General features: G+C 57.9%; 25 protein-coding genes. 8 read left to right on the top strand and 17 right to left on the bottom strand.

Going from position 1 to position 25,318, the window contains the following annotated elements; genetic code table 11:
- The first annotated feature begins 258 nt into the window (after nucleotides 1-258).
- Entirely contained in the window at nucleotides 259-450 is a 192-nt protein-coding gene (locus tag ALO80_RS19555) for a hypothetical protein (RefSeq protein WP_055010191.1), read from the top strand.
- Here ALO80_RS19555 and ALO80_RS19550 read toward each other — a convergent pair whose 3' ends face one another.
- The 9 genes from ALO80_RS19550 to ALO80_RS19510 form a co-directional block, all read right to left on the bottom strand.
- Nucleotides 451-2,211, bottom strand: a complete 1,761-nt coding sequence (locus ALO80_RS19550; protein ID WP_055010190.1) for a flagellar hook-basal body complex protein — start codon at nucleotides 2,209-2,211, stop codon at nucleotides 451-453.
- Nucleotides 2,212-2,401: 190 nt separating this feature from the next.
- Nucleotides 2,402-3,730 (bottom strand): flagellar hook protein FlgE, encoded by a 1,329-nt coding sequence (flgE, locus tag ALO80_RS19545; RefSeq protein ID WP_055010189.1) that lies wholly within the window; start codon nucleotides 3,728-3,730, stop codon nucleotides 2,402-2,404.
- A 25-nt stretch (nucleotides 3,731-3,755) separates the two neighbouring features.
- A complete protein-coding gene (gene flgD, locus ALO80_RS19540) occupies nucleotides 3,756-4,442 on the bottom strand; it encodes a flagellar hook assembly protein FlgD (protein ID WP_055010188.1) in 687 nt (228 codons plus the stop codon).
- A 15-nt stretch (nucleotides 4,443-4,457) separates the two neighbouring features.
- On the bottom strand, nucleotides 4,458-4,898 hold the full coding sequence (gene flgC, locus ALO80_RS19535) for a flagellar basal body rod protein FlgC (RefSeq protein WP_002554316.1): 441 nt from the start codon (nucleotides 4,896-4,898) through the stop codon (nucleotides 4,458-4,460).
- 3 nt (nucleotides 4,899-4,901) lie between these two features.
- Nucleotides 4,902-5,309, bottom strand: a complete 408-nt coding sequence (flgB, locus tag ALO80_RS19530) for a flagellar basal body rod protein FlgB (protein WP_003370068.1) — start codon at nucleotides 5,307-5,309, stop codon at nucleotides 4,902-4,904.
- Between the two features lie 288 nt (nucleotides 5,310-5,597).
- Nucleotides 5,598-6,071 (bottom strand): nuclear transport factor 2 family protein, encoded by a 474-nt coding sequence (locus ALO80_RS19525; protein WP_055010187.1) that lies wholly within the window; start codon nucleotides 6,069-6,071, stop codon nucleotides 5,598-5,600.
- A gap of 25 nt (nucleotides 6,072-6,096) precedes the next feature.
- Nucleotides 6,097-6,564 carry a cyanase gene (gene cynS, locus ALO80_RS19520; RefSeq protein WP_055010186.1) on the bottom strand — a complete coding sequence of 156 codons (468 nt, stop codon included), beginning with the start codon at nucleotides 6,562-6,564 and terminating at the stop codon, nucleotides 6,097-6,099.
- Between the two features lie 111 nt (nucleotides 6,565-6,675).
- Nucleotides 6,676-7,503, bottom strand: a complete 828-nt coding sequence (cheR, locus tag ALO80_RS19515) for a protein-glutamate O-methyltransferase CheR (protein ID WP_055010185.1) — start codon at nucleotides 7,501-7,503, stop codon at nucleotides 6,676-6,678.
- A gap of 51 nt (nucleotides 7,504-7,554) precedes the next feature.
- The gene (locus tag ALO80_RS19510; protein ID WP_055010184.1) at nucleotides 7,555-8,481 is read right to left on the bottom strand and encodes a chemotaxis protein CheV; all 927 of its coding nucleotides are present in this window, start codon (nucleotides 8,479-8,481) and stop codon (nucleotides 7,555-7,557) included.
- A gap of 78 nt (nucleotides 8,482-8,559) precedes the next feature.
- Here ALO80_RS19510 and flgA point away from each other — a divergent pair, with 78 nt between their 5' ends.
- The 4 genes from flgA to ALO80_RS19490 all read left to right on the top strand — a co-directional run bounded on the left by flgA (nucleotide 8,560) and on the right by ALO80_RS19490 (nucleotide 11,140).
- The gene (gene flgA / locus ALO80_RS19505; protein WP_055010183.1) at nucleotides 8,560-9,318 is read left to right on the top strand and encodes a flagellar basal body P-ring formation chaperone FlgA; all 759 of its coding nucleotides are present in this window, start codon (nucleotides 8,560-8,562) and stop codon (nucleotides 9,316-9,318) included.
- 161 nt (nucleotides 9,319-9,479) lie between these two features.
- Nucleotides 9,480-9,794: a flagellar biosynthesis anti-sigma factor FlgM gene (gene flgM / locus ALO80_RS19500; protein WP_055010182.1), complete on the top strand. Its 315-nt coding sequence runs from the start codon at nucleotides 9,480-9,482 to the stop codon at nucleotides 9,792-9,794.
- A 49-nt stretch (nucleotides 9,795-9,843) separates the two neighbouring features.
- Nucleotides 9,844-10,311 (top strand): flagella synthesis protein FlgN, encoded by a 468-nt coding sequence (locus ALO80_RS19495; RefSeq protein WP_055010181.1) that lies wholly within the window; start codon nucleotides 9,844-9,846, stop codon nucleotides 10,309-10,311.
- A gap of 82 nt (nucleotides 10,312-10,393) precedes the next feature.
- Nucleotides 10,394-11,140: a flagellar brake protein gene (locus tag ALO80_RS19490; RefSeq protein WP_055010180.1), complete on the top strand. Its 747-nt coding sequence runs from the start codon at nucleotides 10,394-10,396 to the stop codon at nucleotides 11,138-11,140.
- Nucleotides 11,141-11,208: 68 nt separating this feature from the next.
- On the opposite strand, the gene ALO80_RS19485 is transcribed toward ALO80_RS19490, so the two are convergent.
- Nucleotides 11,209-12,612 (bottom strand): MFS transporter, encoded by a 1,404-nt coding sequence (locus ALO80_RS19485; RefSeq protein WP_055010179.1) that lies wholly within the window; start codon nucleotides 12,610-12,612, stop codon nucleotides 11,209-11,211.
- Nucleotides 12,613-12,666: 54 nt separating this feature from the next.
- Nucleotides 12,667-13,908, bottom strand: coding sequence for a glutamine synthetase family protein (locus tag ALO80_RS19480; protein WP_174518963.1), 1,242 nt, complete (start codon nucleotides 13,906-13,908; stop codon nucleotides 12,667-12,669).
- Nucleotides 13,909-14,292: 384 nt separating this feature from the next.
- Here ALO80_RS19480 and vioA point away from each other — a divergent pair, with 384 nt between their 5' ends.
- The 3 genes from vioA to ALO80_RS19465 all read left to right on the top strand — a co-directional run bounded on the left by vioA (nucleotide 14,293) and on the right by ALO80_RS19465 (nucleotide 19,732).
- Nucleotides 14,293-15,411: a dTDP-4-amino-4,6-dideoxy-D-glucose aminotransferase VioA gene (vioA, locus tag ALO80_RS19475; protein WP_055010177.1), complete on the top strand. Its 1,119-nt coding sequence runs from the start codon at nucleotides 14,293-14,295 to the stop codon at nucleotides 15,409-15,411.
- The gene (locus tag ALO80_RS19470; RefSeq protein ID WP_055010176.1) at nucleotides 15,411-16,136 is read left to right on the top strand and encodes a methyltransferase domain-containing protein; all 726 of its coding nucleotides are present in this window, start codon (nucleotides 15,411-15,413) and stop codon (nucleotides 16,134-16,136) included. Before vioA ends, ALO80_RS19470 begins: the two co-directional genes overlap by 1 nt.
- A gap of 74 nt (nucleotides 16,137-16,210) precedes the next feature.
- Entirely contained in the window at nucleotides 16,211-19,732 is a 3,522-nt protein-coding gene (locus ALO80_RS19465; protein ID WP_055010175.1) for a glycosyltransferase, read from the top strand.
- A 55-nt stretch (nucleotides 19,733-19,787) separates the two neighbouring features.
- Here the strand turns inward: ALO80_RS19465 and ALO80_RS19460 are convergent, their stop codons facing one another.
- From ALO80_RS19460 to ALO80_RS19435, 6 genes are all read right to left on the bottom strand, one after another.
- Nucleotides 19,788-20,804, bottom strand: coding sequence for a ketoacyl-ACP synthase III (locus ALO80_RS19460; protein WP_055010174.1), 1,017 nt, complete (start codon nucleotides 20,802-20,804; stop codon nucleotides 19,788-19,790).
- A gap of 5 nt (nucleotides 20,805-20,809) precedes the next feature.
- Nucleotides 20,810-21,451: a dTDP-4-amino-4,6-dideoxy-D-glucose acetyltransferase VioB gene (vioB, locus tag ALO80_RS19455; RefSeq protein ID WP_055010173.1), complete on the bottom strand. Its 642-nt coding sequence runs from the start codon at nucleotides 21,449-21,451 to the stop codon at nucleotides 20,810-20,812.
- Nucleotides 21,448-22,209: an SDR family NAD(P)-dependent oxidoreductase gene (locus tag ALO80_RS19450; RefSeq protein WP_055010172.1), complete on the bottom strand. Its 762-nt coding sequence runs from the start codon at nucleotides 22,207-22,209 to the stop codon at nucleotides 21,448-21,450. Before ALO80_RS19450 ends, vioB begins: the two co-directional genes overlap by 4 nt.
- A gap of 53 nt (nucleotides 22,210-22,262) precedes the next feature.
- Nucleotides 22,263-22,469 (bottom strand): acyl carrier protein, encoded by a 207-nt coding sequence (locus ALO80_RS19445; protein ID WP_055010171.1) that lies wholly within the window; start codon nucleotides 22,467-22,469, stop codon nucleotides 22,263-22,265.
- 273 nt (nucleotides 22,470-22,742) lie between these two features.
- Entirely contained in the window at nucleotides 22,743-23,438 is a 696-nt protein-coding gene (locus ALO80_RS19440) for a sensor histidine kinase (protein WP_055010170.1), read from the bottom strand.
- Entirely contained in the window at nucleotides 23,435-25,036 is a 1,602-nt protein-coding gene (locus tag ALO80_RS19435) for a tetratricopeptide repeat-containing response regulator (protein ID WP_055010169.1), read from the bottom strand. Before ALO80_RS19435 ends, ALO80_RS19440 begins: the two co-directional genes overlap by 4 nt.
- Between the last annotated feature and the right edge of the window lie 282 nt (nucleotides 25,037-25,318).

The following is a 25,318-nucleotide window of genomic DNA, read 5'->3' as shown; positions in this document are numbered from 1 at the left end:
GCCGCCTGTAGCTGTTCTGAAAGGGATAAAGCAATTTTTGAACCAACTTGTCAGGCTCGATACAAATGCTTGATTAACCAGTAAAAACCGGGCCTCGGAGATCGCCTTCGGGCAAAGTGCCATTCAATAGCGGCGGAGGACTGCCGCCTGCGGATCATCGAGCAGGGAGCACCGCCAAAAAAACTTCATCGACTGGCCCTGACAACTGGCGCGACAGTGATAATCTTGCCGACACCATCATCCTCAAAGGGAACCGTCATGCTTCTTCGTGCATGCATTGTCGGCATCGCGAGCGCGAGCCTGATGAGCATTACCCTCCTTTCCAACGCCGCCCCCGCCCACTATTACAAATGGCAGGGCGACAGCCGGATTGTCTGCGCCCAGACCAGCCCGGGGCCTGGCTGGACACGACTGAAAGGTCACTTCATCAAATCCGACTGCTCAATCTGATCAGGTCGACTGAATCAGCGTCTGCATCACCGTCGCCTCTGTCGATATCGCCTTGGAGTTGGCCTGATAGGCTGTCTGCGCCTGGATCAGGGCAATCAATTCATCGGCCAGGACAACATTGGAGCCCTCCAGCCCGTCACCGATGAGGTTGCCCAGCGTGCCGACACCCGGCACATCATAGTCGGCAACGCCTGACTCGGCCGATTCGGTCCAGCGCGTATCACTGCGAGCCTGCAGCCCTTGCGGATTGGCGAAGCCGGCGAGTATCACCTGACCGATATTCTTGTTCATGCCGTTGGTAAACCCGGCCCGCAAGATGCCGTCGCGCCCCACACTCAAGCTGCTCAACTGCCCCGCTGCATGACCATCCACATGAGTCGAAGAACGCGAACTGGCGGCGTTGTGCTGAAGCAGGTTGGTGAAGTCGATCGTGATGCCCCTGGCACTGCCAGCCGCACCGTTGGACACCCACTGCTCCGGACCGGCGACCCGCTCGGCAGGCATGGCCGGTGTCCAGCCGGTCAGCTGCAGACCCCTGTCATGGGTACTCGCAAAACCTGGGCCGCCGGTCAACGACTGTACCCAGCCACCAGAATCAAACACGATGTTTGCCGTCAGCGGATCGGTGGAATCAGGTATCTGCGGGTTGCGACCATCAATCAGTGCATGGATGCGCCAGCTGTTGGTGCCATCCTTGACGAAATACTGTTTCAGCTCGTGCTGATTGCCCTGACTGTCGAAAATCGCATTGGCAAACATATCGCTGTAGGTCTTGAGGTCCGACGGATCAAACGCCGGCACCGGGCGATCCATCACGGCATCGCCGGGGTCGAGCATGCTGATCGGGCCATCGTTCAGCGGCAGCGACACCGCACCGCCACTGGCCGCTCCATTAGCGCCCCAGGCACCATCGACCTGCTCAGCCGGGCGCCAGCCCTGCAGGGCGAACTCGGTGTCCGAGATCTTGCGAAGATGCTGGCTGTTGCCGCTGTACAACAGCGACCCGTCGGGTCTTTGCTCAAGCGTGACGTGCAACGGTGCCACACTGTTCGGGTCCACCGGATTGCGCCCATCGACCAGTACATACATGGACCACTGGGTGTCGCCGGTCTTGACGAAATACTGCTTGAGCTCATGATCGGCAGCAGGCACAGCAGTGGCCCCTGCTCCAGAGCCGGCGTCCTGAATGGTACGGCCGATGACCCGCGTGTAGGTCGCAGGATCGGCCGCATCGAAGACCGGCAATCGGGCAAGCGAGGGCAGCGACGCGTCCAGATTTATATTTTCGGCAACCCGCGTTGTGGCTCTGGCCGAAACATTCGAGGTGTCAATCTGCAAGTCGGTACGCAGCCCCCGCTTGATCTCGCCCTGCTCGTTTGCAGCGTAGCCCTGCAAGCGGCCACCCTCGCTGTCGACGACAAAATTGGCGGCATCCTTGAGGAACGCCCCGGCACGGGTATAGGCAAGGGATCCGCCGTCACTCACCACAAAAAAGCCATTGCCCTGAATTCGCATGTCCAGCGGATTGCCCGACGTGGTCATGCTCTCGCCCTGATTGAAGTTCTGCTGCGTGGCTGCAAGACGCACACCGTCACCTGTTGCATTGCGACCACTGCCCAACTGACTGGCCGAATAGAGTGCCGAGAACTGCGCGCGCGATGACTTGAACCCGAGGGTGCCTGAGTTGACAATATTATTACCGGCCACCTCCAGCCTTTTGTTAGCGGCATGAATGCCGCTGATCGCAGTATTGAACGACATGAGAACTCCTTTGCCGCAAAGGGCAACTTATAGAGGAGTTTTGATTCTCACATCATCGTGCGTAGGAGATATCCAAGTACATTGACCGAACTTTCCGTAACTTTAATCCCTGCAAAGGCGTTATCACGGTATAAAAAATAGCCATAAAAAAGCCCCTTCGAAAAGGGGCTTTATTCAACGCGTTACCCTATCAAGTCATCTGGATAGTGGTCTGCATGATGGTGCTTTGCGTAGAGATTGTCTTGGCGTTTGCCTGATAGTTGCTCTGCGCCTTGATCAGGTTGACCAGCTCCATGGTCAGGTCGACGTTGGATTCCTCCAGTGCCTGACCGGTGATGTAACCCAGTGTGCCCGACTGTGGTGTGCCGCTGACCGGTACGCCCGAGGCAAAGGTTTCACGCCAGTTGGTGCCGCCCGCCTGCGCCAGACCCTGAACGTTGGCGAAGTTGGTCAGCGAGGTCTGCCCGATCACCTGGGATTTGCCGTTGGTGTAGGTCGCGAAGAGATTGCCGGTCGCGTCCACACTCATGGCGCTCAGTTGCCCGGTCGCGTAACCGTCCTGATCCTGACTGATCAGACCCGACACCGAGGCGGTCTGGGTGATACCGGCCATGTTCAGCTTGATGGACGCTGCACCGGTTGCACCGTTGGAAACCCAACTGGTGGTGGTACCCGTACCGGTCTGCACACCCGGCACCCAGTTGGCGACGGTAAAGGTGCCGTCAGTGTTGAACTTGATGTTCGCGCTGTCGGTCGGCACAGCACCCGGCGCTGTAACCACCAGATTGCCCGAGGAATCGAACGTCAGGTCGTTCTTGTCTGCCGTAGTGGTGGCGGGGTCGGAAATGCTGCGACCGTCCATCAGCGAGTACATGGACCACGTGTTGGTGCCGGTCTTGACGAAATACTGATCCAGCGTATGTGCATTACCCTGAGTGTCGTAGGTCGGCGTGCTGTACTTCATGTTGTAAGACTTGGTGTCCGTCGCGTCGAACGTGGTGAGGGACGGCAACGCAGTCGTCGAGTTCAGGTTGGCGACGTTAGTGATGGAAGAAGTCGCCTTGGGCTCAAGGTTGGACGAGTCCACACGCAAGTCACTCAATGCACCGGTCACCACACTGCCGTTGGCATCAACGTTGTAACCCTGCAACTTCATGCCGCCGCTGTTGACGACATAGCCTTCCTTGTCAGTGTGGAATGCACCGGCACGGGTATAGAGCTTTTCGCCGTTATTGCTGAGCATGAAGAAACCGTTGCCGTTGATGGCAAGGTCCAGGCTGTTGGCTGTGCCGGTAGTCAGGTTGCCCTGGGAGAACTGCTGGGAGACCGCAGCAGTTGTCACGCCACTGCCGACGTTGGTCTGACCGGATGTGCCGCGAATCGACTGGGCATACTGGTCGGCGAATTCCGCCCGCGACGATTTGAAACCGGTGGTCGCAACGTTGGCAATGTTGTTGCCGGTAACGTCGAGGCTTTTGTTTGCAGCATAGAGCCCACTAAGGCCGATATTGAAAGACATGTTTCACTCCTGCGCCTGGTAGGCTCTACAATCCGATGGTTTGAACTTTGGACAGGGCAACACTGCCGCTGGCCAGGTTGAGCATTGTTTCCGCACCATTCACACCCAACGTGACACTGTTGACCGTGGCGGGCAGGTAAGTCGAAAACTGTGTGTTCTTGCCGTCAACCGTGCCTTCAGCCTTGAAGGTATAGTTGCCCGACGCGAGCGCCGTGCCGTCGCTGTCCGTGCCGTCCCACGTGAAGCTGGTGGTGCCGGCCTTCTGAGCACCCAGATCGACAGAGTCGACCAGGTTCGACTGCGCGTCGTAAACCTTGACGGTCGTCAGCGAAGTGGCGCTTGGAACAACGATCGAACCGGTCATGCCTTTGGCGGTATCGACGGTGGTGGAACTCGAGTCGATGATCACCGAGCGACCCACCAGCGACGATGCCTGCAACGCCTGGGACGACTTGTAACTGGTTGCAATCGTGTCAACCGTCGACGTCAGGTTCTGCATGCTTTCAAGGCTGCTGAACTGCGCCAATTGGGCCACGAACTGAGTGTTGTCCTGTGGATCCAGCGGGTTCTGGTTCTTCATCTGCGTCACGAGCAGCTGCAGGAACGCGTCCTTGCCCAGCGTGCCCGTCGAATTCGTCGCGGTCGGCGTCGGATTCTGCAGCGTGTTCAAAAACGTCGATGAGACGCTGCTTGCTGTGGTGTTATCGGCCATAACGTTCGCCTTCTATCACTGACCGAGGGTCAGAACCTTCTGCATCATGGATTTAGCGGTGTTCATGATTTCAGCGTTGGTCTGGAAAGACCGGCTGGCAGAAATCATGTCGGCCATTTCTTCCACGACATTGACGTTGGGGTAATAGACATACCCGTCCTTGTCAGCGGAAGGATGATTGGGCTCGTAACGCGCTTCGAGGTTGGAACTGTCTTCGATGATGCCGTTGACCTGAACGCCCTGCCCCGCTTCGCCCTGGTCCTGGAACAGCGAGCCACCGGTCGACTGCTGACCCTGCATCACGGTGGCAAACACCGGGTGACGGGCGCGATATGTCTGGTCCATGCTCGAAGACACGGTCTCGGCGTTGGCGATGTTACTGGCCGTAGTGTTCAGACGTGTGGTCTGGGCACTCATGGCGCTACCGGCAATGTTGAACACATTGGCTAGTGACATGAATTATTCTCCGCGAAGGGCTGCAACCAGCCCCTTGAACTTGCTGTTGAGCAATGTGAAGCTGGCCTGAAAGCCCATGGCGTTCTCGGTGTAGCTGGCCTGCTCGACCTGTGAATCGACGGTGTTCTGGTCCAGCGAAGGCTGCGACGGAGTGCGATACATCAGCGTCCCGTCGTCATTACCCATGCCCTCGGCTTCGATATGGCGGCTGTTGGTCTTGTTCAGCGCGAAGTGACCGTTCTGGACCTTGTCGTTTTCGGCAGCCAGTACCGACGAGAAGTCCAGATCACGAGCCTTGAAGTTCGGGGTGTCGGCGTTGGAAATGTTGTTGGCCAACACCTCTGCACGCTGAGCCCGGAAGTTCAGAGCCTTTTCATGTATGCCTAGCGCTTTATCGAAGCTGATGCTCATTTCGGGAAACCTTTGCCGGTTGACCTGATTCTGTTGTTACTGACAAAGCAATCGACGTGCCATGTTGCAAAAGCCAGTGTTTACAGGGGCCGGAGATGCCAGCAAGGCGGCAATGCCAGAAAAGCGGCAAGGCATTTCCGCTGCCGAAGGGGAAAGCGGCAAGCCGGGTGCCGTTTTTTTGCCAGTATCGGCTTGCCGCCTGGCAGCGGCACCGCCCTATCATTGCCTCAATCGACGCGTAATAAAAAAGAGACCCGCAGGTCTCTTTGGCAACTGACGAAGCCTTTATCAAAGGCCAAGCTCACTCAAACCAGGATGGTCATCTGGCCGGCGTCCCAGGGGCCAATGGTATTTACGTTCGGATTCGGCGATCGGCAAATCGTTGATGCAGGCAAAGCGTCGCTGCATCAGGCCGTTCGCGGCGAACTCCCAGTTCTCATTACCGTACGAGCGGAACCAGTTGCCCGAGTCGTCGTGCCACTCATAGGCATAACGCACGGCAATGCGATGATCGGTAAACGCCCAAAGCTCCTTGATCAACCGGTAATCCAGTTCCTTGCGCCACTTGCGTTCAAGGAACGCCTGGGCTTCTGCGCGTCCGTTGATGAACTCGCTGCGGTTACGCCAATACGTGTCTTCGGTATAGGCCAGCGCGACTTTCGCCGCATCCCGGGAGTTCCAGCCATCCTCGGCACCACGGACTTTCTGGATGGCCGTTTCAAGGGTAAAAGGCGGAAGTGGGGGCCTTGCTTTATCACTCATGCCGGTCTCACTCATGTCAGCGTTCTCAGAACGGTTTATAGGGCAGAAATTTTCCATCGAGGGTTATCACGGCTCGCTCGCCACCCTCCGGATCTTCGACCTTACGGATGTCCAGCTTGAAGTTGATGGCACTGATGATGCCGTCACCGAACTGCTCGTGCACCAGTGCCTTCAGCGTAGTGCCGTAGACCTGCACCATTTCGTGGAAACGATAGATGGTCGGATCACTGGAGACGTCTTCCACATTGCCGCGCAAGGGGATGGTCTGCAGTTCAATGACCGCCTCCCTGTCCAGCCCGAGACGCTCGGCGACCACCTCGGCTACCGCTTCCGGCAACGGGTGCTGGCCGAGCAGCGCGGCAGTGACATAGACCACGCTCAACCCCGTACCTTCGGCGAGCCCGGCCCAGGTCAGATTTTTTGCCGTTTTGGCGTGTAACACGCGCTCGGTCAGACGCTGACGCGGCGCTCTGGAAATATTGCTATGTGGCATCACCGATCTCCTGACGATTCGATTCTCTGTCAGGCCAGCAATAGCACCATAAGATCCAGAACACAAAAAAGAGACCCGAAGGTCTCTTTGGTAACAAGCGCCAGGCAGGGATCATTTGGCCTTGTAGATGATCCCCGGACTGCATTGGACCATCTGATAGTGATCAGGCAAACCGTTAAGCGCTTCGGAAGCACCCAGGAACAGGTAGCCGCCCGGCTTGAGCGTGCCGTGAATGCGCAGCAGGATGTCTTTCTTCACTTCAGCGGAGAAGTAGATGAGTACGTTGCGGCAGAACACGATATCGAACTTGCCCAGCGCAGCGTAGCTGTCGAGCAGGTTAAACGAGCGAAACTCCACACGGCTCTTGATCGGCGCCTTGACGACCCAGCGACCCGGACTCTTCACGTCAAAAAAACGCTGCAGACGATCCGGCGACAAGCCGCGACCGATGGCCAGGCTGTCGTACTCGCCGGTCTTGCAGTTGTTGAGCATTGCGCCTGACAAATCAGTGGCGACAATCTGCACGCCCGACTTGAGCTGGCCCTGATTGGCACGCTCGAACTCATCGATGGACATCGACAGCGAGTACGGTTCCTGGCCCGATGAACAGGCCGCCGACCAGATGCGCAGTCGCTGACCAGGGCTGGCCTTGATCTGCTCGGGCAACACTTTGTTCTTCAGCACTTCGAACGGATAGGTATCGCGAAACCACAAGGTTTCATTGGTAGTCATTGCATCGACCACTTGCTCACGCAAGCCACTGCGCGGCTGGGTCTGAATGCGCTGAACCAACTCGCCAAGCGACTTGATGCTTTGCTGCTCCATCAATTTGTTGAGGCGGCTGGACACCAGATACTGCTTGTTTTCCCCAAGCAAGATGCCACAGGCTTTTTCCAGAAATACCCGGAACTGATCAAAATCCAAATTACCCGTAGACAAGGTGCCGCCTCTCAAATCATGTGAATCACCGGGGACGACGCCCCCGGCTGGTTATTCTGCTGCCTTGATCCGCGCCACAACCCTGGCCGCAAGGTCATCAGGCCGGAATTTCGCGAGAAAATCATCAGCGCCGACTTTCTTGACCATCGCCTGGTTGAATACCCCGGACAGAGAGGTATGCAAGGTGATGTGCATCTTCTGCATACGCGGATCGTTGCGTATCGCAGCTGTAAGGGTATAGCCATCCATCTCCGGCATTTCAATGTCGGAGATCATCATCAGGAACTCTTCTTCAGGCTTTTTACCCTCTTCGACCATCTTGCGCAGGTAATCCAGCGCCTGACGGCCATCATTGAGGGCAACCACTTCCACACCGACGGTTTCCAGACAACGACTCACCTGCTTACGCGCAACCGATGAGTCATCGACTGTCAGCACGCGCAAGGATATTGCCTTGTGGTGCACCTCGGAGTCGATTACACCGACCGACACTTCTTCGGAAATAGGTGCAACTTCAGCGAGAATTTTCTCGACGTCGATAATTTCCACCAACTGGTTATCAACCCGGGTAACGGCGGTCAGGTAATGATCGCGCCCGGTGCCCTTGGGTGGTGGATGAATCTCTTCCCAGTTCATATTGACGATGCGTTCGACAGAATGCACCAGAAAACCCTGAACCTTGGTGTTGTACTCGGTGATGATGACGAAGGAGTTGACCAGCGAAATCATGCCTGTGGAACCGGTTGCCATCGCCAGATCCATGATCGGGATGGTACCGCCACGAATATTGGCTACACCCCGAACGATCTTGCTCGACTTGGGCATGATGGTGAGTTTCGGGCATTGCAGTACTTCTTTTACCTTGAAGACATTGATCCCGTAGAGCTGCTTGCCGTCGAGACGGAACAAGAGCAGCTCCAGGCGATTCTGACCCACCAGCTGAGTTCGCTGGTTTACCGAATCCATTACACCTGCCATGCCGAACCCCCTTACCAAAATGACCGCCGCCCAGACACCGGATCAACAAGCGGCACGGGCTTTGCTATTTATTACGTCATGAACGCTAAGACGACAATTTCTCGACACCTCGCATTAGAAACCCGCAGGCTTCTGTGCGCAATCGCCCTGCTGTGCCTTTCCGGCACGGTGAGCCTCGCTCGTGCCGAGAATTTCACACTGCCTGAACAGCTTATCGGCGTCACCCAGGGGTTTCTTGAGTTCACAGTAGAAGACTATTTGGCAACCAACCAGATTGACGGACGTCATGACATACAGGTCAAGCAGCTCGACCCGCGTTTGCGGATGGGTGCTTGCGACAAGGATTTGACAGCCACACTGGAAAGTCCGCGTCCGGTAGGACGGGTCACGGTGCGGGTGCGCTGTGAAGGTTCTTCGCCCTGGACAGTGTTCGTGCCGGCCCAGGTGCTGCTGTATCGCAACGTAGTAACCGTGATGCGCCCGCTGAAACGCGACGCCATCGTCACCGAAGAAGACGTCGCGCTTCGTGAGCGTGATGTGAGCAGCCTGGGTCAGGGATTCCTCGCCTCTCTCGATCAGGCAGTCGGTCAGAAGGTTGTCCGACAAATGGTCATCGACCAGGTCATTACCCCGGTGGCGCTGGAACAACCACAAATGATTCACAAGGGCGATCAGGTGGTGATCATCGCCCGTAGCGGTTCGCTGGCGGTGCGCATGCCTGGCGAGGCGATGTCCGACGGAGGTTTCAACGAACAGATACGGGTGAAAAACCTTAATTCCCAGCGGGTGATCAAAGCGAACGTCACCGGCCCAGGTCAGGTGGAAGTGGCTATGTAATGCATTGATGCTGGCGCGAAGGGTGTGTTTTTTTTAGACTGCGGGGAATGCCCGACGGTGAAAAGCGTCTACTGGGAAGCTTTCTCACAATCGGCCTAAAGTTTAATCGGGGTTGGCCGAAAACAAGGCAAGCGTCCAAACACCCAGAGGTTTTTTCAATCATGGTCATAGATTTCAGTCGCCTTAACAACTCACAGCCTGTCACCGGTACTGCACGTACCAGTGCCAGTAAAGACACCGCCAAGACCGATGCCCCAGCCCCTGCAGCCACCGCAGGCGTGAAAAGCACCGGGGAAACGTTTTCCTTGAGCAGTGAGGCTCAACAGTTGCAGAAAATCACGGACAAGCTGACCGATCTGCCTACCGTCAACAGCGCTCGCGTTGCCGAGCTCAAACAGGCCATTGCCGACGGTACTTACACAGTGGACAGCAACCGTGTCGCCAGCAAACTGTTGAATTTCGAAACCCAACGCTAAGCCAAGGCTGGCGCTGGATATTCTGGACGCTTAAAAACCAGAGCATGCGATGCAAGACACTACTTTGCTGCAGATGATCACTGATGACAGGGTGTCGGCCCGGCAACTTCTTGAATTGTTGCAGGCCGAGGCACTGATTCTTCACGGCCGCGACATGGGCGAGATGGAGCAAGTGCTGGCGCAGAAGCAAGCCTTGGTCATTCTTCTCGACCAGCATGGTCGCAAACGTAGCCAGGTGCTTGCGGGCATGGGGCTGCCAGCCAATCGCAGTGGTCTCCAGCAACTGGCCAGCCAGTCGGATATCGGCGAGCAGCTGCTGGCGGCAGGTGATGAACTGAATGCATTGATCAACGAATGCCAGACGCTGAACGAGCAGAATGGTAGTCTGATCCAGTTGCAACAGATCAGCACCGCTCACCAGCTTCGCATACTGAACGGTGGTGATACGCCAACACTCTACGACAGTCGCGGGTCGACTGCCCTTAGAGCAAAACCACGCCCTCTGAGTCAGGCGTAACTTCCTGTATCAAGGTTTCGTGCGTAGTGGCAGAATGCCTGTTGTTGCGTTGCCGTAGTATTTTGCCTGGAGATGTAAGAACGTGAATGGCTCAAGCGCGGACGATGCTCCGCAGCCCCCGAAGGTCCTCAATACACCTTTGGAAATTGCCGCTAACCTGCGGTTGCTACTCGAGAGTCATGATCCTCTGATCATTACCTTCCATGAGCGCGCCCAGCGCTTTCAGAGTTACCTGCTTGAAGTCGACCGTGACAACAACGTCATGGCCCTCGACGAAATGATCCCCCGCGATGGCGAACGCTTCCTGAGCAACGGCGAATCTTTCCGCGTCGAAGGCTTTCACGACGGCGTGCGCATTGCCTGGGAAAGCTCGGCGCACATGGACATCGTCGATACCGACGGCCAGCGCATGTACCGCGGCCCGATGCCCGAAGAAGTGATTTACCACCAGCGGCGCAACGCCTTCCGTGCAGCGCTGAAGCTGGCGCAACTGGTCGATATCGAGATCGGCGGCGACCGCCTGAAATCCCCTCTGACCGGCAAACTGCTGGATATTTCCGCCACCGGCTGCAAGCTGCGTTTTGAAGGCGATGTGTCCGAGCGCATGCAACTGGGCCAGGTATACGAACGTTTTATCGCCAAGCTGCCCTTCGGCGCGATGACGGCACCAGTCGAGTTGCGCTATCTGCACTTCGAAGAAAGATTCCACACCACCTTTGCCGGCGTGCGCTTCCATAACATGAGTGGACTGGTGCAACGTCAGGTCGAACGCTTTGTTTACCAGTTGCAGCGCGAAGCGCGTCGCTTCGACAAAGACGACGACTTCTGACACACGCTTTTGCTTGACGGTGATTGCGGCGTTCTGCCGCAATCACGCGCGACTCCCCTCCTCTACGTTCACGCCTTCCAGGTCTCGCTTTCACGCTCGCGCTCGTGCTCTTCACCTTCCGCTGTTGCTGTGCTGGCAGCCGGCTCGGACTCGGCAGAGGCATGAACTTCGCTTTCTGCCTCATCCGCCACTTCGGGCTCGGGTTCGACGGTGGCCTGCATCTGCTCCTGCACAACCTGTTCGTCGACGCGCGGGTCAAGAGCAACCACCAGAGGCGAGCTGGACATGCTGTCCGGCATTGCAACGTGGTGCAGCGGTGCGTTTTCGACCTGGTGCAAGTGGGTAACGGCCTTGGGTCTGATCAGCAGCACCAGAATAACCCCGGCACCACAGACGAACGCATACAGCATATGGCCGCCAAACAGTTTCATCACCACGCCAGCCGCCAATGGACCGATACTCGCGCCGATACCGTAGGTCATGAGCAGCATGGCCGTGAGTGATACCCGGCGTTCGGCCTCGACGTGGTCATTGGCAAATGCCACTGCCAGCGGATAAAGACAGAACTGCATCAGCGATGCCAGGAAACCGACACCGAACAATACTTCCACCGGAACGCTGGGAAACACCGCCAGCGGCAACGACGCTATCACCAGTGCAGCGGCAAAGATGCGCATCAGTACGGACCGGTCATAGCGGTCGGACAGCAGGCCCAAGGGCCACTGCACCAGGAACCCGGCCAGAATGCAGCATCCCATGAACAGACCGACCTGCTCGGTCGACAGCCCCTGCTCCGCGGCGTAGACCGGTGCCAGACCATAGAACGAGCCGATGATCAGCCCCGCGCCCAGCACCGCCGTCAGCGACTGCGGCACACGCTTCATGAAAAAGCGCGGCTCCAGCGGAGCCGGATGCAAAGGTGCCGGGTGAATTGCCCGGGTCATGGCGACAGGTACCAGACACAGCGCGAAACACAACGCTACCAGCATCAGCAATTCAGGACCCAGTTGCGGGTGAACCACCAGCACAAGCTGCCCCAGCACCAGGCCTAGATAGGATGCGATCATGTAACCGCTGAAGACCATGCCGCGCTGCTTTGCGGCAGCCTGTTCGTTCAGCCAGCTCTCGATGACCATGTACTGGCACATCATGCCCAGACCGACGATGACCCTCAGCACCAGCCACGCAGGCAACCAGCTGATCAGGCCGTGACCGAGCACTGCCGCACCGACGATACCGGCACAGGTGGCATAGGCCCGAATATGGCCCACACGACCGATCAGACGGTGGCCGATCTTGCCACCCAGGACCAGACCGAAATAGTTGGCGGCCATCAACGCACCGACCCACAGGCTGTCGACCTGATCGGCCGCCAGGCGCAGGGCCAGATAAGTGCTCAGCAGACCCGAGCCGATCAACATCATCAACGAGGCAAAATAAAGCGCTCGAAAGGACTTCCAGATTTGGCGCATCAACTTTCCAAAAATAGGGAGTCGCCCGACTGGGCGAGCCCGACACTGCGATTCTTAAACCTGAGCAGCCAGAACGCGCCGTTCCCAGGGGGTTATCTCGTCAAAAAAACTGGTCAGTTCCAGGGTCTTCGACGCGATGTAGCCTTCGATGAATTCATGACCAAACAGTTCCTTGGCCAACTGACTGCTTTTCAGACGCTCCAGAGCGGCGTGCAGGGTACACGGCAACGACAATTCTTCCGGCACGTCCAGTTCGCCTTGCATCGGCGGGGTCGGCTCCAGTCTCTGTTCGATGCCATGCAGCCCGGCTGCGAGGCTCGCGGCAATGGCCAGATAAGGATTGGCGTCTGCGCCCGGCAGACGATTCTCTACCCTTCGCGCCGCCGCTGCACTCGACGGAATACGTAATCCGGCAGCGCGGTTGTCGTAGGACCAGCAGGCGTTGTTGGGCGAGGCATAGGGATGGCAAAGGCGCTGGTAGGAATTCACGTTAGGCGCGAACAGCGCCGTAAAGTCAGCCATGCAGGCCTGCTGACCGGCAATAAAGTGTCGAAACGTGTCAGTCGGTTTTCCCTCCTCGTCAGTAAAGACGTTGGTTCCTGACGCTGTTGCCACCACGCTCTGATGAATATGCATCGAACTGCCCGCCGTGTGGGCAAGCGGCTTGGCCATGCAGACTACGATCAGCCCGTGCCTGAGCGCGACCTCCTTGAGCAGGTGCTTGAACAGAAAGGTCTGGTCGGCCAGCAGCAGTGGATCACCATGCAGCAGATTGATCTCGAACTGGCTGACGCCCATCTCATGCATCACGGTGTCTCGCGGCAGACCCAGCGCCGCCATGCAGGCATAGACCTCGGCAAAAAAAGGCCGCAAGCCATTGCTGGAGCTCACAGTAAACGCTGAGTGCCCTTGCTCGCGCCGTCCGTCCAGCCCTGTGGGCGGCACAAACGGATAAAGCGGCTCGGGATTGGGCGCGAAGACAAAGAACTCGAGTTCGGTGGCAACGACAGGTGCCAAACCACGCGCCACATAACGGGCAATGACGGCCTTGAGCTGAGTGCGGGTCGACAGCATGCAACGCTCGCCACTCAACTCTTCTGCATCGCAAATGGCCAGGGCCCGAGGCTGCTCGCTCCAGGGCAGACGATGAACCTGCTGTGGGTCGCTGAGCAGCGCAAGGTCGCCGTCATCACTGCCGTAGAAGCGCGCCGGTGGATACCCCCCCATGATGCATTGCAACAGCACCCCGCGCGCCAGCTGCAAACGCCTTCCCTCCAGAAATCCGGCAGCGGTCATCACCTTGCCGCGTGGCACGCCGTTCAAATCCGGGGTCACACATTCCACTTCATCAATCCCCATCAGCGCCTGTGCCAGCGAGTGGGTGCCATTGCGTGTCATGGTCAATCCTTTGTCATCGTCCAGGCCGCTCGGCGGCAATCCGTACAAAATACGCAGCGCGCGTTCGGGATATCAAGCACTGAAACGACTTAGTGAAGGCCATCACGACTCAACTGTCGCGCCACCCCACGAACACAGTCTTGGCCGGGTTCTTGCTGTGTACCCCGGTCACAACAGTTCGACTGTCATTTTTATGTCAATGGCGGCCTCCTTGCAGGGAAGCGCTTGAAGCAAATGCCCTTTCGAACCGCAATCGGATAAAACACGAGCAGAGAAGCCTCCATGAGCGCACCGATTCCCGTAACTCGTCCTCTGTTACCGCCTCTGGAGGAGTTCATTCCCTATCTCGAACACATATGGGAAAGCCGCCAGCTCACCAATGGCGGCCCGTTTCACCAGCAACTCGAAAAGGAGCTGGCCGAGTATCTGGGCGTGCAGCACCTCTCGCTGTTTTCCAATGGCACCCTGGCGTTGATGACCGCCATTCAGGCGCTGCGCATCAAGGGCGAGGTCATCACCACGCCCTACTCCTTCGTGGCGACTGCCCATTCGTTGCTCTGGAATAGCCTGACGCCCGTGTTTGTCGACATCGATCCGGGCACTTACAACCTGGACCCGGACCGCATCGAAGAAGCCATCACCCCGGCAACCACGGCGATCATGCCCGTACATTGCTACGGCATTCCATGCGACGTGGACCGGATCCAGCAGATCGCCGACCGCTATGGCCTGAAGGTCATCTACGATGCCGCTCACGCGTTCGGTGTGCAGCATCGCGGCCAGAGCCTGTTGAATCATGGTGATCTGTCGGTGCTGAGCTTTCACGCCACCAAAGTGTTCAACACGTTCGAAGGCGGGGCGATCATCAGCCCGGATGCCAAGACCAAGCAACGCATCGATTACCTGAAGAACTTCGGCTTCGCCGACGAAGTCACCGTGGTTGCGCCGGGGATCAACGGCAAAATGAGTGAAATCAACGCCGCATTCGGTCTGCTTCAGCTGAAGTACATCGATGAAGCGCTTCTCAAGCGGCAACGTATCGACGAACGCTATCGCGACGCCCTGGCAACAATCCCGGGGCTGAAAATTCTCTGGAAAAGCACCGAAAAACACAATTACTCGTATTTTCCGGTACTGGTGACCGAAGACTTTGCGATTTCCCGCGATGACCTTTATCAGCGGTTTCGCGACCATGACATCCTTGCGCGCCGCTATTTTTACCCGCTCATTTCCACATTTCCCATGTACCGCGGCCTTGACTCGGCCAAACCTGAACGCCTGCGCGTCGCGACCGGTCTGTCCAGCCAGATTCTGTGCCTGCCGATCTTCGACAGCCTGACGGATGAAGCCTTCGACAGCATCATCAATGTGATCGCCACCGCCAGTAAAGAGAACTGCTAATGCGAACGTGCCCGGTCTGCTCCTGTCGTTTTCCAAACTTCTATCCGTTGGGCAGAAGCCACCTGGAAATCCTCCACCGCCTCAACGTCCACTACTGCATTGAAGATTTCGAAACCCTGAACGTTGCGCAGTACAGCTGCCCCGAATGCGTGGCATCGGATCGCGACCGGCTTTATGCGCTGTACGCGATGCACATGCTGAACAACCCGCCAGGCAAACCATTGCGCATCCTCGATATCGCGCCGGCAGTTGTGCTTTCAAGGTTCCTGCGCAGCCTGCCCAACGCCCGCTATCGTTCGGCCGACCTGTTCTCGCCGCTGGCCGATGACGTGGTCGACATCATGGACATGCACATGTATGCCGACGAGTCTTTCGATTTCATCGTGTGCTCGCACGTACTTGAGCACGTACCAGATGACCGCAAGGCCATGTCCGAGCTGTTTCGGGTACTGGCCAAGGGCGGCTCTGCCATCCTGATGGTGCCCATCCTGCTGACCGCCACCGAAACAGAAGAAGACCCGGATGAGCCAAGCGTCGACGAGCGCTGGGCGCGCTTCGGTCAGGACGATCATGTGCGGATGTATGCCAAACATGACTTTCAGTCCCGCCTGATACAGGCAGGCTTCGACGTCGATGCCCTCGGTTCGCAGGCATTCGGCGAAGGCATCTTCAAGCAGCACGGCATTACAGAACAGTCGGTTCTGTACATCGGCCGAAAAGCCTGACGGCAACTGCAGGTCATGGACGCCGGCTGCGTTGTCCGGTTGGTTTTTAAAACTTTTTCAAAAGTGGTATTGCGATGAGCCCTTCACGCCTGGTCAGTATTGTCATCCCCGCTTACAAACCGGCTTTCTTCGAAGCGGCGCTTGCCAGCGCGCTGCGCCAGAACCACGACGACGTCGAGATCATCGTCACCGACGACTGCCGGGACGACGGGATCAAGCTGATTGTCGAAAAGCTCAGCCCGGACAGCCGCTGGCCCATTCACTATTTCAAAAACGCAACGCCGCTGGGCGAACCTCACAACATTGCACATGCAATAGCTCGTGCGCGTGGCGATTACATCAAGTTTCTCTACGACGATGACATCCTTCTGCCGGACTGCGTGCGGCTGATGTTCGATGTCATGCATGACAGTCCCGACATCAAAGTCGTTTCAGCGACCAGAAAAAGGATCGACGCCGACGGTGCTCTGCTGGCGGACAATATCTACACCGCCTACCCATTTGGCAAAAACGTTGTGTTGAACGGCCCGGAGCTGGTGTCCTTTCTGGCCAGACACCCGATCAACTTCGTCGGCGAGCCTAGTGCAGTCATGTGCCGTCGTGACGATCTATTGGCATTCGGGCAAGACATCATGTCTTTGCAGCAGGTGCTGATCTGGGGGCTGGGTGATCTGGCCATGTACGCAAAGCTCTTGCGTCATGGCAATCTGGCAATGCTTGCCCGCCCGCTGTCCTATTTCCGTGTTTCGGACCAGCAGAGCAGCGAGGCATTCAGAAAAGACCCGACCCTGCCTCGCGAAGGTCACGCCAACTTCAGTCGCATCCCCGCAGAACTGGGCTGGGTGAGGCCTGACGAGCTTAATGGCAAGGTCAAGGTAGCTCCACTGTCACAACGCGACAGTATTCAGGAAATGGACCTGCTGGCCTACTTCGACAGAAGGCCGGAAGCCACCGTTCGCAACACCCGTGTCGCCGGCTGGCTTGGCCATCGCCGCCCGTCACCTGCTCAGCACGCGCTCCTCAATGAGCACCTGCAACAACACAACGGCGGCCCTGCGATTGCGATTGTCGTGTCGGACTTCAATCAACAACCCGAGGGCGTGCTGAGCACGCTGCAAAGCCTGGCGTCCGATGCGCCGCTGCTCGACAGGCTCAAGGTTTTTGTCCTTGCCGACTATGACAGGGACCAGCAGACCCCATTGCAAGCCCAATTGCCCTGGCGGGATGCCAGCGTGGACAGCCGCGCAACAGTCATCAACGAACTGATGCAGGAAAACGACCACGCCTGGTGGATCCTGGTCGATGCAGGTACAACCTTTACCCAGAGCGGCCTGCTGTGTGCCGTGATGAAAATGATCGAAGCGCCCCAGGCCTGTGCCGTGTTCGGCGACGAAGTGACCCTGCATGCACAGGCAGGTGCCCATCTGGCCTTTCGCCCGGACTTCAGTCTGGACTACCTGCTGAGCTGCCCGATGGCAACCAGCCGCAACTGGCTGTTCAACCGCGAAAAAGCCCTGGCAGTGGGCGGTTTCGATCCGGGGCACGCGCAGGCCATCGAGCTCGATTTGATCCTGCGCATGATCGAGGACTCGGGCTTTACCGAATTTGTGCACTCTCCCGAGCCGATCATCATCTCGCCACTATGGCAGGCGCAGGACAACTATGATCAGGCCCGCACCGTGCAACGCCATCTGCACACGCGTGGCTACGCCGACAGTCAGGTGCATGCACTGGAGTCGGGGCATTACCGAATCGACTACGGCCATGCCGATCAGCCTCTGGTTTCCATTCTGGTGACCTCACAGGATCAACTGGAGACACTGTTGCCCTGCGTAGAGAGCATTCTGGAAAACACGACGTATCCGTTCTATGAAATTCTGATCTGCGACAACAACAGCCAGTCGGCGCAGACCAGCGAATGGCTGGCGACCATCGACTCGATGCAGTCGGAGCGGATCCGCATCGTTCGCCACGAGCAGACATTGAGCCCGTCGGCGCTGCTCAATTCCGCCTCCGGACACGCACTGGGCGACTATCTGCTGATGCTCGACTGCCACGCCCTGATCATCCAGCAGGACTGGCTCAACCACCTGCTCAACCACGCACTGCGCCCTGAAGTGGGAGTTGTCGGTGCGAAACTCATTTCGACGGATGGCAACGTCGTACAGGCCGGGATCATCGTCGGCCTCAATGGCACCGCCGACGCCGTCACTGCCCGCGATATCGCAGCTTCCGCCAGCGACGCACAACGCCTGGAAACAGATCAGAACTACAGTGCCGTGAGCGGATCGTGCCTGATGATCCGCAAGTCGCTGCATGAAGAAGTACAAGGCCTGGACGAACACTTGTTCCCCCAGCACTTCAATGACGTGGACCTTTGCCTGAAGGCACGCAGCACCGGGCATATGGTGGTCTGGACGCCGCACGCCATCGTTGCGCTGCGCCCGGACAACGCACAGAGCGACGCCGAAGCGCTGGATTTCGCAACGCGTGCGCTTTCCCACCGCTGGCTGCACTACATGGCCTGGGACCCTGCGTACAACAGCAATCTGGACCTGGCCAATAGCTTTGCGCCACAGAGCAACCCCGAATTGAGCTGGCGGCCATTGACCCACCGCCCACTCCCCGTGGTCCTCGCTCAGCCCTGCAATCACACGTCTGCCGGCAATCGCATCAGTGCTGTGCTGCAAAGCCTGCGTGCCGAATGCAAGATAGACAGCATCATCAGCCGCATGCCGCTTCCGTTCGTGGAGATCGCCAGGCTCAGCCCGGACGCGGTCGTCATTCAGGGGCCGGTCAACGAAAGCCTGATCGCCAGCATCAATGCGATCAAGGACCATACCAATGCACGGGTGGTCTACGACCTGCCGGAGTACCCGGCCTACGCTGAAATCGACAAGAGCGCTGCACCGCTCGCCACAGTGCAGGCGTATCTGCATCATGGGCTGGCTCGAGCCGACCGGGTAACCGTACCGACCCAGGCGCTGGCCGAACTGCTGGCAGATTCGCATCCGGATGTGCAGGTCGTCGAAACCCGGCTCGCGCCTGATCCCTGGCTCACTCTGCAAGGCCAGCGCCAGACTCGACCCAGACCCCGTGTGGGTTGGGTAGGCACGGCGGCACAAACGGGTGACCTGCTGGTTCTGTCAGAAGTCATCAAAACACTGGCAGACCGTGTTGAATGGGTCGTCATGGGACCGTGCACACGCTGGCTGCGCCCTTACATCCATGAATTGCGTTCGCCAGTGGAGGGCACATTGTTCCCACAGGCTTTAGCCAGTCTGAATCTGGATCTGGTGCTGGTGCCGGCCGAGTCGAACCTGATCAACCGGAGCAAAAGCCCGTTGGCCTTGCTGGAGTTCGGCGCCTGTGGTTTTGCAGCCATCTGCAGTGATGTGCTGGGCGTTCCTGAAGGCTTGCCAGTCACTCGGGTTACAAACGAAACGGATGCCTGGATCAGCGCCATCGAGGAACACATCGAGCAGATGGGTGAATGTGCACGCAGGGGCGATGCCTTGCGGCAGGCAGTCATCGATAACTGGATGCTTGAGGCCGATCACTTGCAAGCCTGGCACGATGCCTGGCTGAAGGGTTAATCAGGGGAAGAGCGATGCTCTGCGTCCGGGCTGTGGCGCAGAGCATCGGTGTTGCTCACCAGCGAATGACGCACGCCCCCCACGAATAGCCCACCCCGAACCCCACCGCGGCAACCCGGTCACCCGGTTTGAGCGTCCCTCGATTCAAGGACTCTTTCAGCGCAATAGGAATGGTGCACGACACCGTATTGCCACAGTGCTGGAAGGCGGAAACGAACTTCTCGACCGGTAACTTCAAACGCCGGCGCAGTGCATCCAGCATGAAGTGATTGGCCTGGTGAAATACGAACAGATCAACATCGGCCACATCCAGCCCGTCATCGAACAACGAAGCGAACAGCTGCGGTACGCGCGTCATCGAGAACTCGAAAATCGCCGGGCCATTCATGTACAGGTTGGCATCGGTACGAACATTGCCACTGTCATCCTGGTACTCGGCAGGCTGAAGGTTCTCTGCTGACGGTCTTCGCGCGCCGCCAATCGGCACAATCAGGTTTTCGGCCCCGGAGCCATCACTGCCATAACGGAAACGCTCCAGAAAAGGCCCGCCCTCGGTTGCGCTCAGCAGCGTCACGGCCGCAGCATCACCGAAAAGAGTACGAACACTTTTGTCCTGCGGATGAATGTAGCGGCTGTAGGTTTCCGCCGTCACCAGCAATACATTCCGGCATTGCCCCGACTCGATCAGCCCCTTGGCGATGCCAAGCCCGTAAATATAGCCTGAACATCCCTGATTGAAGTCGAAGGCAGCGCAGTGGGTGGGGAGCTGCAAGCGGTGCTGCAGAATGCAGGCGGTGGCGGGCAATACGTAATCCGGACTTTGCGTGCAGTAAATCAACGCATCTATTTCGCTGCGCTGAACAGTCCCGTCAAGAAACAACTTCTCGCAGGCCCGGTAGGCCAGGTCGGAGGCCGTTTCATCCTTGTCGATGATATGCCGCTCGCCAATACCGGTCTTCGAGAAGATCTTCTCGACATCCCACTCGGGAAATTCGCGCGCCAGCGTTTCATTGTCCAGCGAATGAACAGGCAGTTCATATTCTATGTTCACGATCCTGGCATGAGTGCCCATGAGCGTTACCCCGATATGCGTGTGGCAGGTACACCGAATACTGTAGTGCCTGCGGCCACATTGCGTATTGCAACGCTGCCCGCACCGACCACAGCCTGTTTGCCGATCCTTACTTTTGGCAGGACGCTGGCGTGCGTCCCCATGAAGACACCCTCTTCCAGCACGACACCGCCGGTGATATCGCAATGCCCACTCAGGGTAGAAAAATCACCGATGTCTGCGTCATGTCCCACCAGACAACCAATATTGAGGGTTACAAAGGCACCGATGCGAAGATCCACCGAAAGCACTGTCGACGGACAGATGACCGCCCCCTGGCCGATGGAAACATTGGCACCCATGATGACCGAGGGGTGGATCAGGGTGAAAAATCTCGCGCCTCGGGCGAGCAGTTTTTCCACGACCAGCCGTTTGCCTCCCGGCTCGCCGATCGCGCAGACCAAATACTCTTCAGGTTTTGGCTCATAACCGTCCACCGTCGAGACGATAGGCGGATAATGGTCGAATCGCTCGGTTGAGCCGGGGCCATCATTGATGAAACCGGCGATGAGCCATCCCGGGTTCTTCTCCACCCAATCCGTCAGCCACGCATGCACTTCACGGCCGAAAGCGCCGGCACCGACGATGAGCAATCTATTGGCAGTCATTGCGCCAGATATCCTCCATCCACAACCATTGATGTCCCGGTTACCCAGCGAGCAGCCGGGGACAACAGATAATTGACCGCATAAGCGACGTCCAGCGGCTCACCAAACCCCAACGGATGCTTCTGCTCCACACTGTTCATGGAGTCGATACCGACCAGGTCCTCAAGCTTGCGGGTCATTTCGGTTCGCACCACGCCTGGCGCAATGGCATTGACCCTTATTCCGTCTCTGGCCAGTTCAAGTGCCGCAGCGCGGACCATCGATTCAACTGCGCCCTTACTGGCGCAGTAGGCCATCAGGGATGGCTGGGCGGCCTGAGCCATCACCGACGAAAGCAGAACGATACTGGCTCCTTGAACAAAGACCCCTTTCTGCCTGAAGGACTTTATCAACGAAAAGCCGGAAGTCACGTTGGTGGCAAATACCGTTTCCCATTGCTCCATTGCCAGGGCTCGAATCGGCAGTGGCATCTGCACACCGGCAGCATGCACCAGCCCGTCAAAGGGAGCGTAGGTCCTGGCAAGGTTTTTCATCCAGGCGGGAACAGCGTGACCGTCCAGCAAATCGAAAGGCTCGACGCCGTGGCCTTCACCGTGGAGCTGGCACCTCGTGGCTTCAAGCCGTTCGGTGTTCCTGGCCACGAGCACCACCCGAGCGCCCTGCTGACTCAGCCATATCGCAACCTGGCTGCCGATGCCGGAAGAGGCCCCCGTGACCATGATCACTTTACCGCTCAATGAAAACGGATTACTTACCACCCAACGTTCCTCTTGAGGGCTGACGGCACTGCCTGCAAGTCCCTGATCGCTTGTTACTCTGTGACCAGACCGATGACGTCATCCACACTCTTGCAAGCGTTGAGACGGTTGGCCGAAAGGTTCTTGCCCAAATGTTCATTGGCAAGCGACATGAATGTCACGACAGCAATAGAGTCCCAATCCAGGCTCTGTCCCTTGCTCACAGTGCCTTCGTCCGCTTCCATCGCTTCTTCGATCAGCCTGAGTACTTTGTCTTCCATCTCGATGCTCCCGGACAACCCGCTATTGAATTGATGCTGCGCAGGCAAAAGCCTGCGCCTGATAGCAACTTAGCAATAATCGAACCAAGCCACGGGACGTGCTCGTGCGCCCCTGATAGCGGGCTGGAGAAGCATGCAAAGGAGACGCTGGAGGGGCGAAAGTCAAAACCATGACGCGCAGAGGGTCACCGGGACGACGCGGCTGTGCTGCACAGCGTCAATATAATGCTGATACACAGCCGTTCAGGGTTTAAAGCCATTTAAGAGCAGGTTTCAGGGCAGATAAATACTGAACATCGCCCCGCCCAGCAGACCGCCGTTGGCGATCTCGATGCGCCCGCGCATGCTGTTGCGCACATGCAGCCGGGCTATATGCGCGGCGAAGTACAAACCCAGACCGGTACTGCCGCTGCCCTGGTTGATGCCCTGCACATAGTCGGTCTGCCGCTCGATCAGATACGCCGGGTAACCGGGACCGTCGTCGTTGAGGGTGATCTTCAACTGACCTCCCTCATCACCCACGCTGATCAGGATCTGCTCGCGGGCAAATCCGATGGCGTTGACGATGATATTGCCCACCACCGAGCCAACCAGCTCGCGGTCGAAAAAGCCCAGTGGGCTCATATCATCGATCGCATAGCGCGCGGCGATACTGCGACTGGCCAGCACATCCTGGTGGTGCGCCAGTTGCGCTTCGATGAAATCGTCCAGTTCGTGGTAATCCGGGCGCAATGGCAACTGGTTGACACCCAGCTTGTAGAGACCGAGCAGTTGCACAAGCATGCCGTTGAGGTTGGCGAACTCATAATCGATAACACCATGTTCCGGCGTATCGCGCTGCTGGACAGAAAGCTTCGCCAGCCACTCACTGTGCGCCTGGGTCAGCGTCGCCAGCGAGTTCTTCATGTCGTGAACGGTGGAGGCGATCACCATGGAAAAGTCGAGGCCCTGCTCTGTCTTTTCACTCATGCGCCAAACGCCCTCTCCCTGAGTTTCTGATAACGCTCATAACGCGGATCGCTTTCCGGAATCTTGCCAAGCGTGGTCAGGCTGGCACGACACTCGTCGATCCCCGCCTGCCCGAGATTCTGGCCAGGATGAAGCAGCGACTGCACCATGTTCAGCACGATACTGATGTTCTTTGGCTGCAGGCCCAGCGCACTGCGGAAAAACGCCTGCGCCTCGGTGAGATTACCCGCCTTGTAACTGCGCACGCCTTGCAGGTTGAAATCGACGGCGGCCTTGCTGGCACCGAGAATCGCTGGATCGTCGGTCATGCTGGCGACGCTTTTCATCACCGCCGGGTCATCGCCATAGGCTTCCGCGCAGCTCTTCAGGACCCCGGCACCCGCTTCTTCCTGACCGAGCTTCTTGAGTTGCGCCGCCACCATCAGTGCGGCATCGGCGCTGAGTACCTGCTCCATGCCGCCCAGCCTGGCCATCGCCTGCTCGGTGAGCTTGGCCGCGGTTTCAGGGTCCGAGTGCTGCAGGCTGGCGGCCTTCATCAGCCGGGTGCGCACTTGCAGACCTTCGTCATTGGTATGCTCCTTCGCCACGTCGACAAGGGCGTTGTTGATCTCGACGCGCGTGCGAGCATCAAGCCCCTGATCGCCACCCTTGCTGATCAGCGCATGCGCCAGCCCCAGGTTGGTTTCCGGGTCTTTGAAACGCGAGTGCTGGCCTTGGGAGACCGCTTGACGATAGGCCTTGGAAGCACTTTCGAAATCCTCGTTGTCCAGCGCCAGCTTGCCCAGCAACTTCTGTCGGCGTACCGCCAGCGGCGACAGGCGCACGGCACTTTCCAGCACCGTCTGCGCCCGTTTGGCATCACCAAGCGCCACCAGCACATCGGCCAGCCCATCGAACAGCGCGGGCATGGCCGGAAAGGCCTTGATTGCCTGCTCGTAAACAGCCTGCGCCTCGGCGGTCTTGCCACGCTTGAGCAGCAGGCTGCCCAGCGCGCCATAGGCCCACGGCGTAGCGCGATCAGCCAGAATGGTCTTGAGAAAGGCTTCCAGTGGCTCGTTCTGCTTCAGGTCACGCAAGGCATCGGCCTTATAGCGCAAGCACAAAGGCGCATAACGCGGGTCCTGCTCGATCAGCCTGTTGCACGCGGCCAGTACCTCGGCCGGCTTACGACGGTCGAGCGCCTGCAGAATCGGTTTGAGCAGCGTCTTGCGCTGCACGAGTTTCTCAAGTCGCTGAGCCAGCCCGGCACGGTTGAACGGCTTGGTCAGGTAGCCGTCCGGCTCCCACTCAAGCGCACTCATGACCATCGCCTGACTGTTTTCGGCGGTAACCATGATGAACACGCTTTCGTAACTCAGCAGGCGTTCGACCATCAAGTCTTCCAGCACCTGCTGGCCATTCTTGCGGCCATCACCCAGGTTGAAATCGTGCAACACGAAGTCATAACGCTTTTGCGAGCACATGCGCAGAGCCTGCTCGCCGGTGTCGGCGGTGTCCACTTCCTTGACGCCCAGTTCACGCAGCATCGACCTCACTGAACTGCGAAAGTCAGAAAAGTCATCAACGATAAGAAAGCTTTTTTGGTTGTACGCCAGCATCCGGATTCCTGCACAGGAGAGGGTGAAAATATGAGACCCGAAGCCTGAAAACCAATCAGACCCGACTCGGCAGCCCATTTTTCAGGACGCACATAATAACTGATGGCAACATGCCATAACACAATTTGCCGATACCCCTACCCTCGCAACATGGCGCATGGGTTGAAGACGACACTCAGTTTTTCGACCATCCGCGCAGAAACTGTAGAACGAACATCAACTTCGCACACTGTCCGGGCGGCAGGCGTGCATGATTTTTGTGGGCGGAATCGTAATGGCGGG

This window comes from Pseudomonas caricapapayae (assembly GCF_001400735.1).
In the GTDB taxonomy this organism is placed as follows: Bacteria; Pseudomonadota; Gammaproteobacteria; order Pseudomonadales; family Pseudomonadaceae; genus Aquipseudomonas; species Aquipseudomonas caricapapayae.
This window is presented reverse-complemented; position numbering and strand designations above follow the sequence as displayed.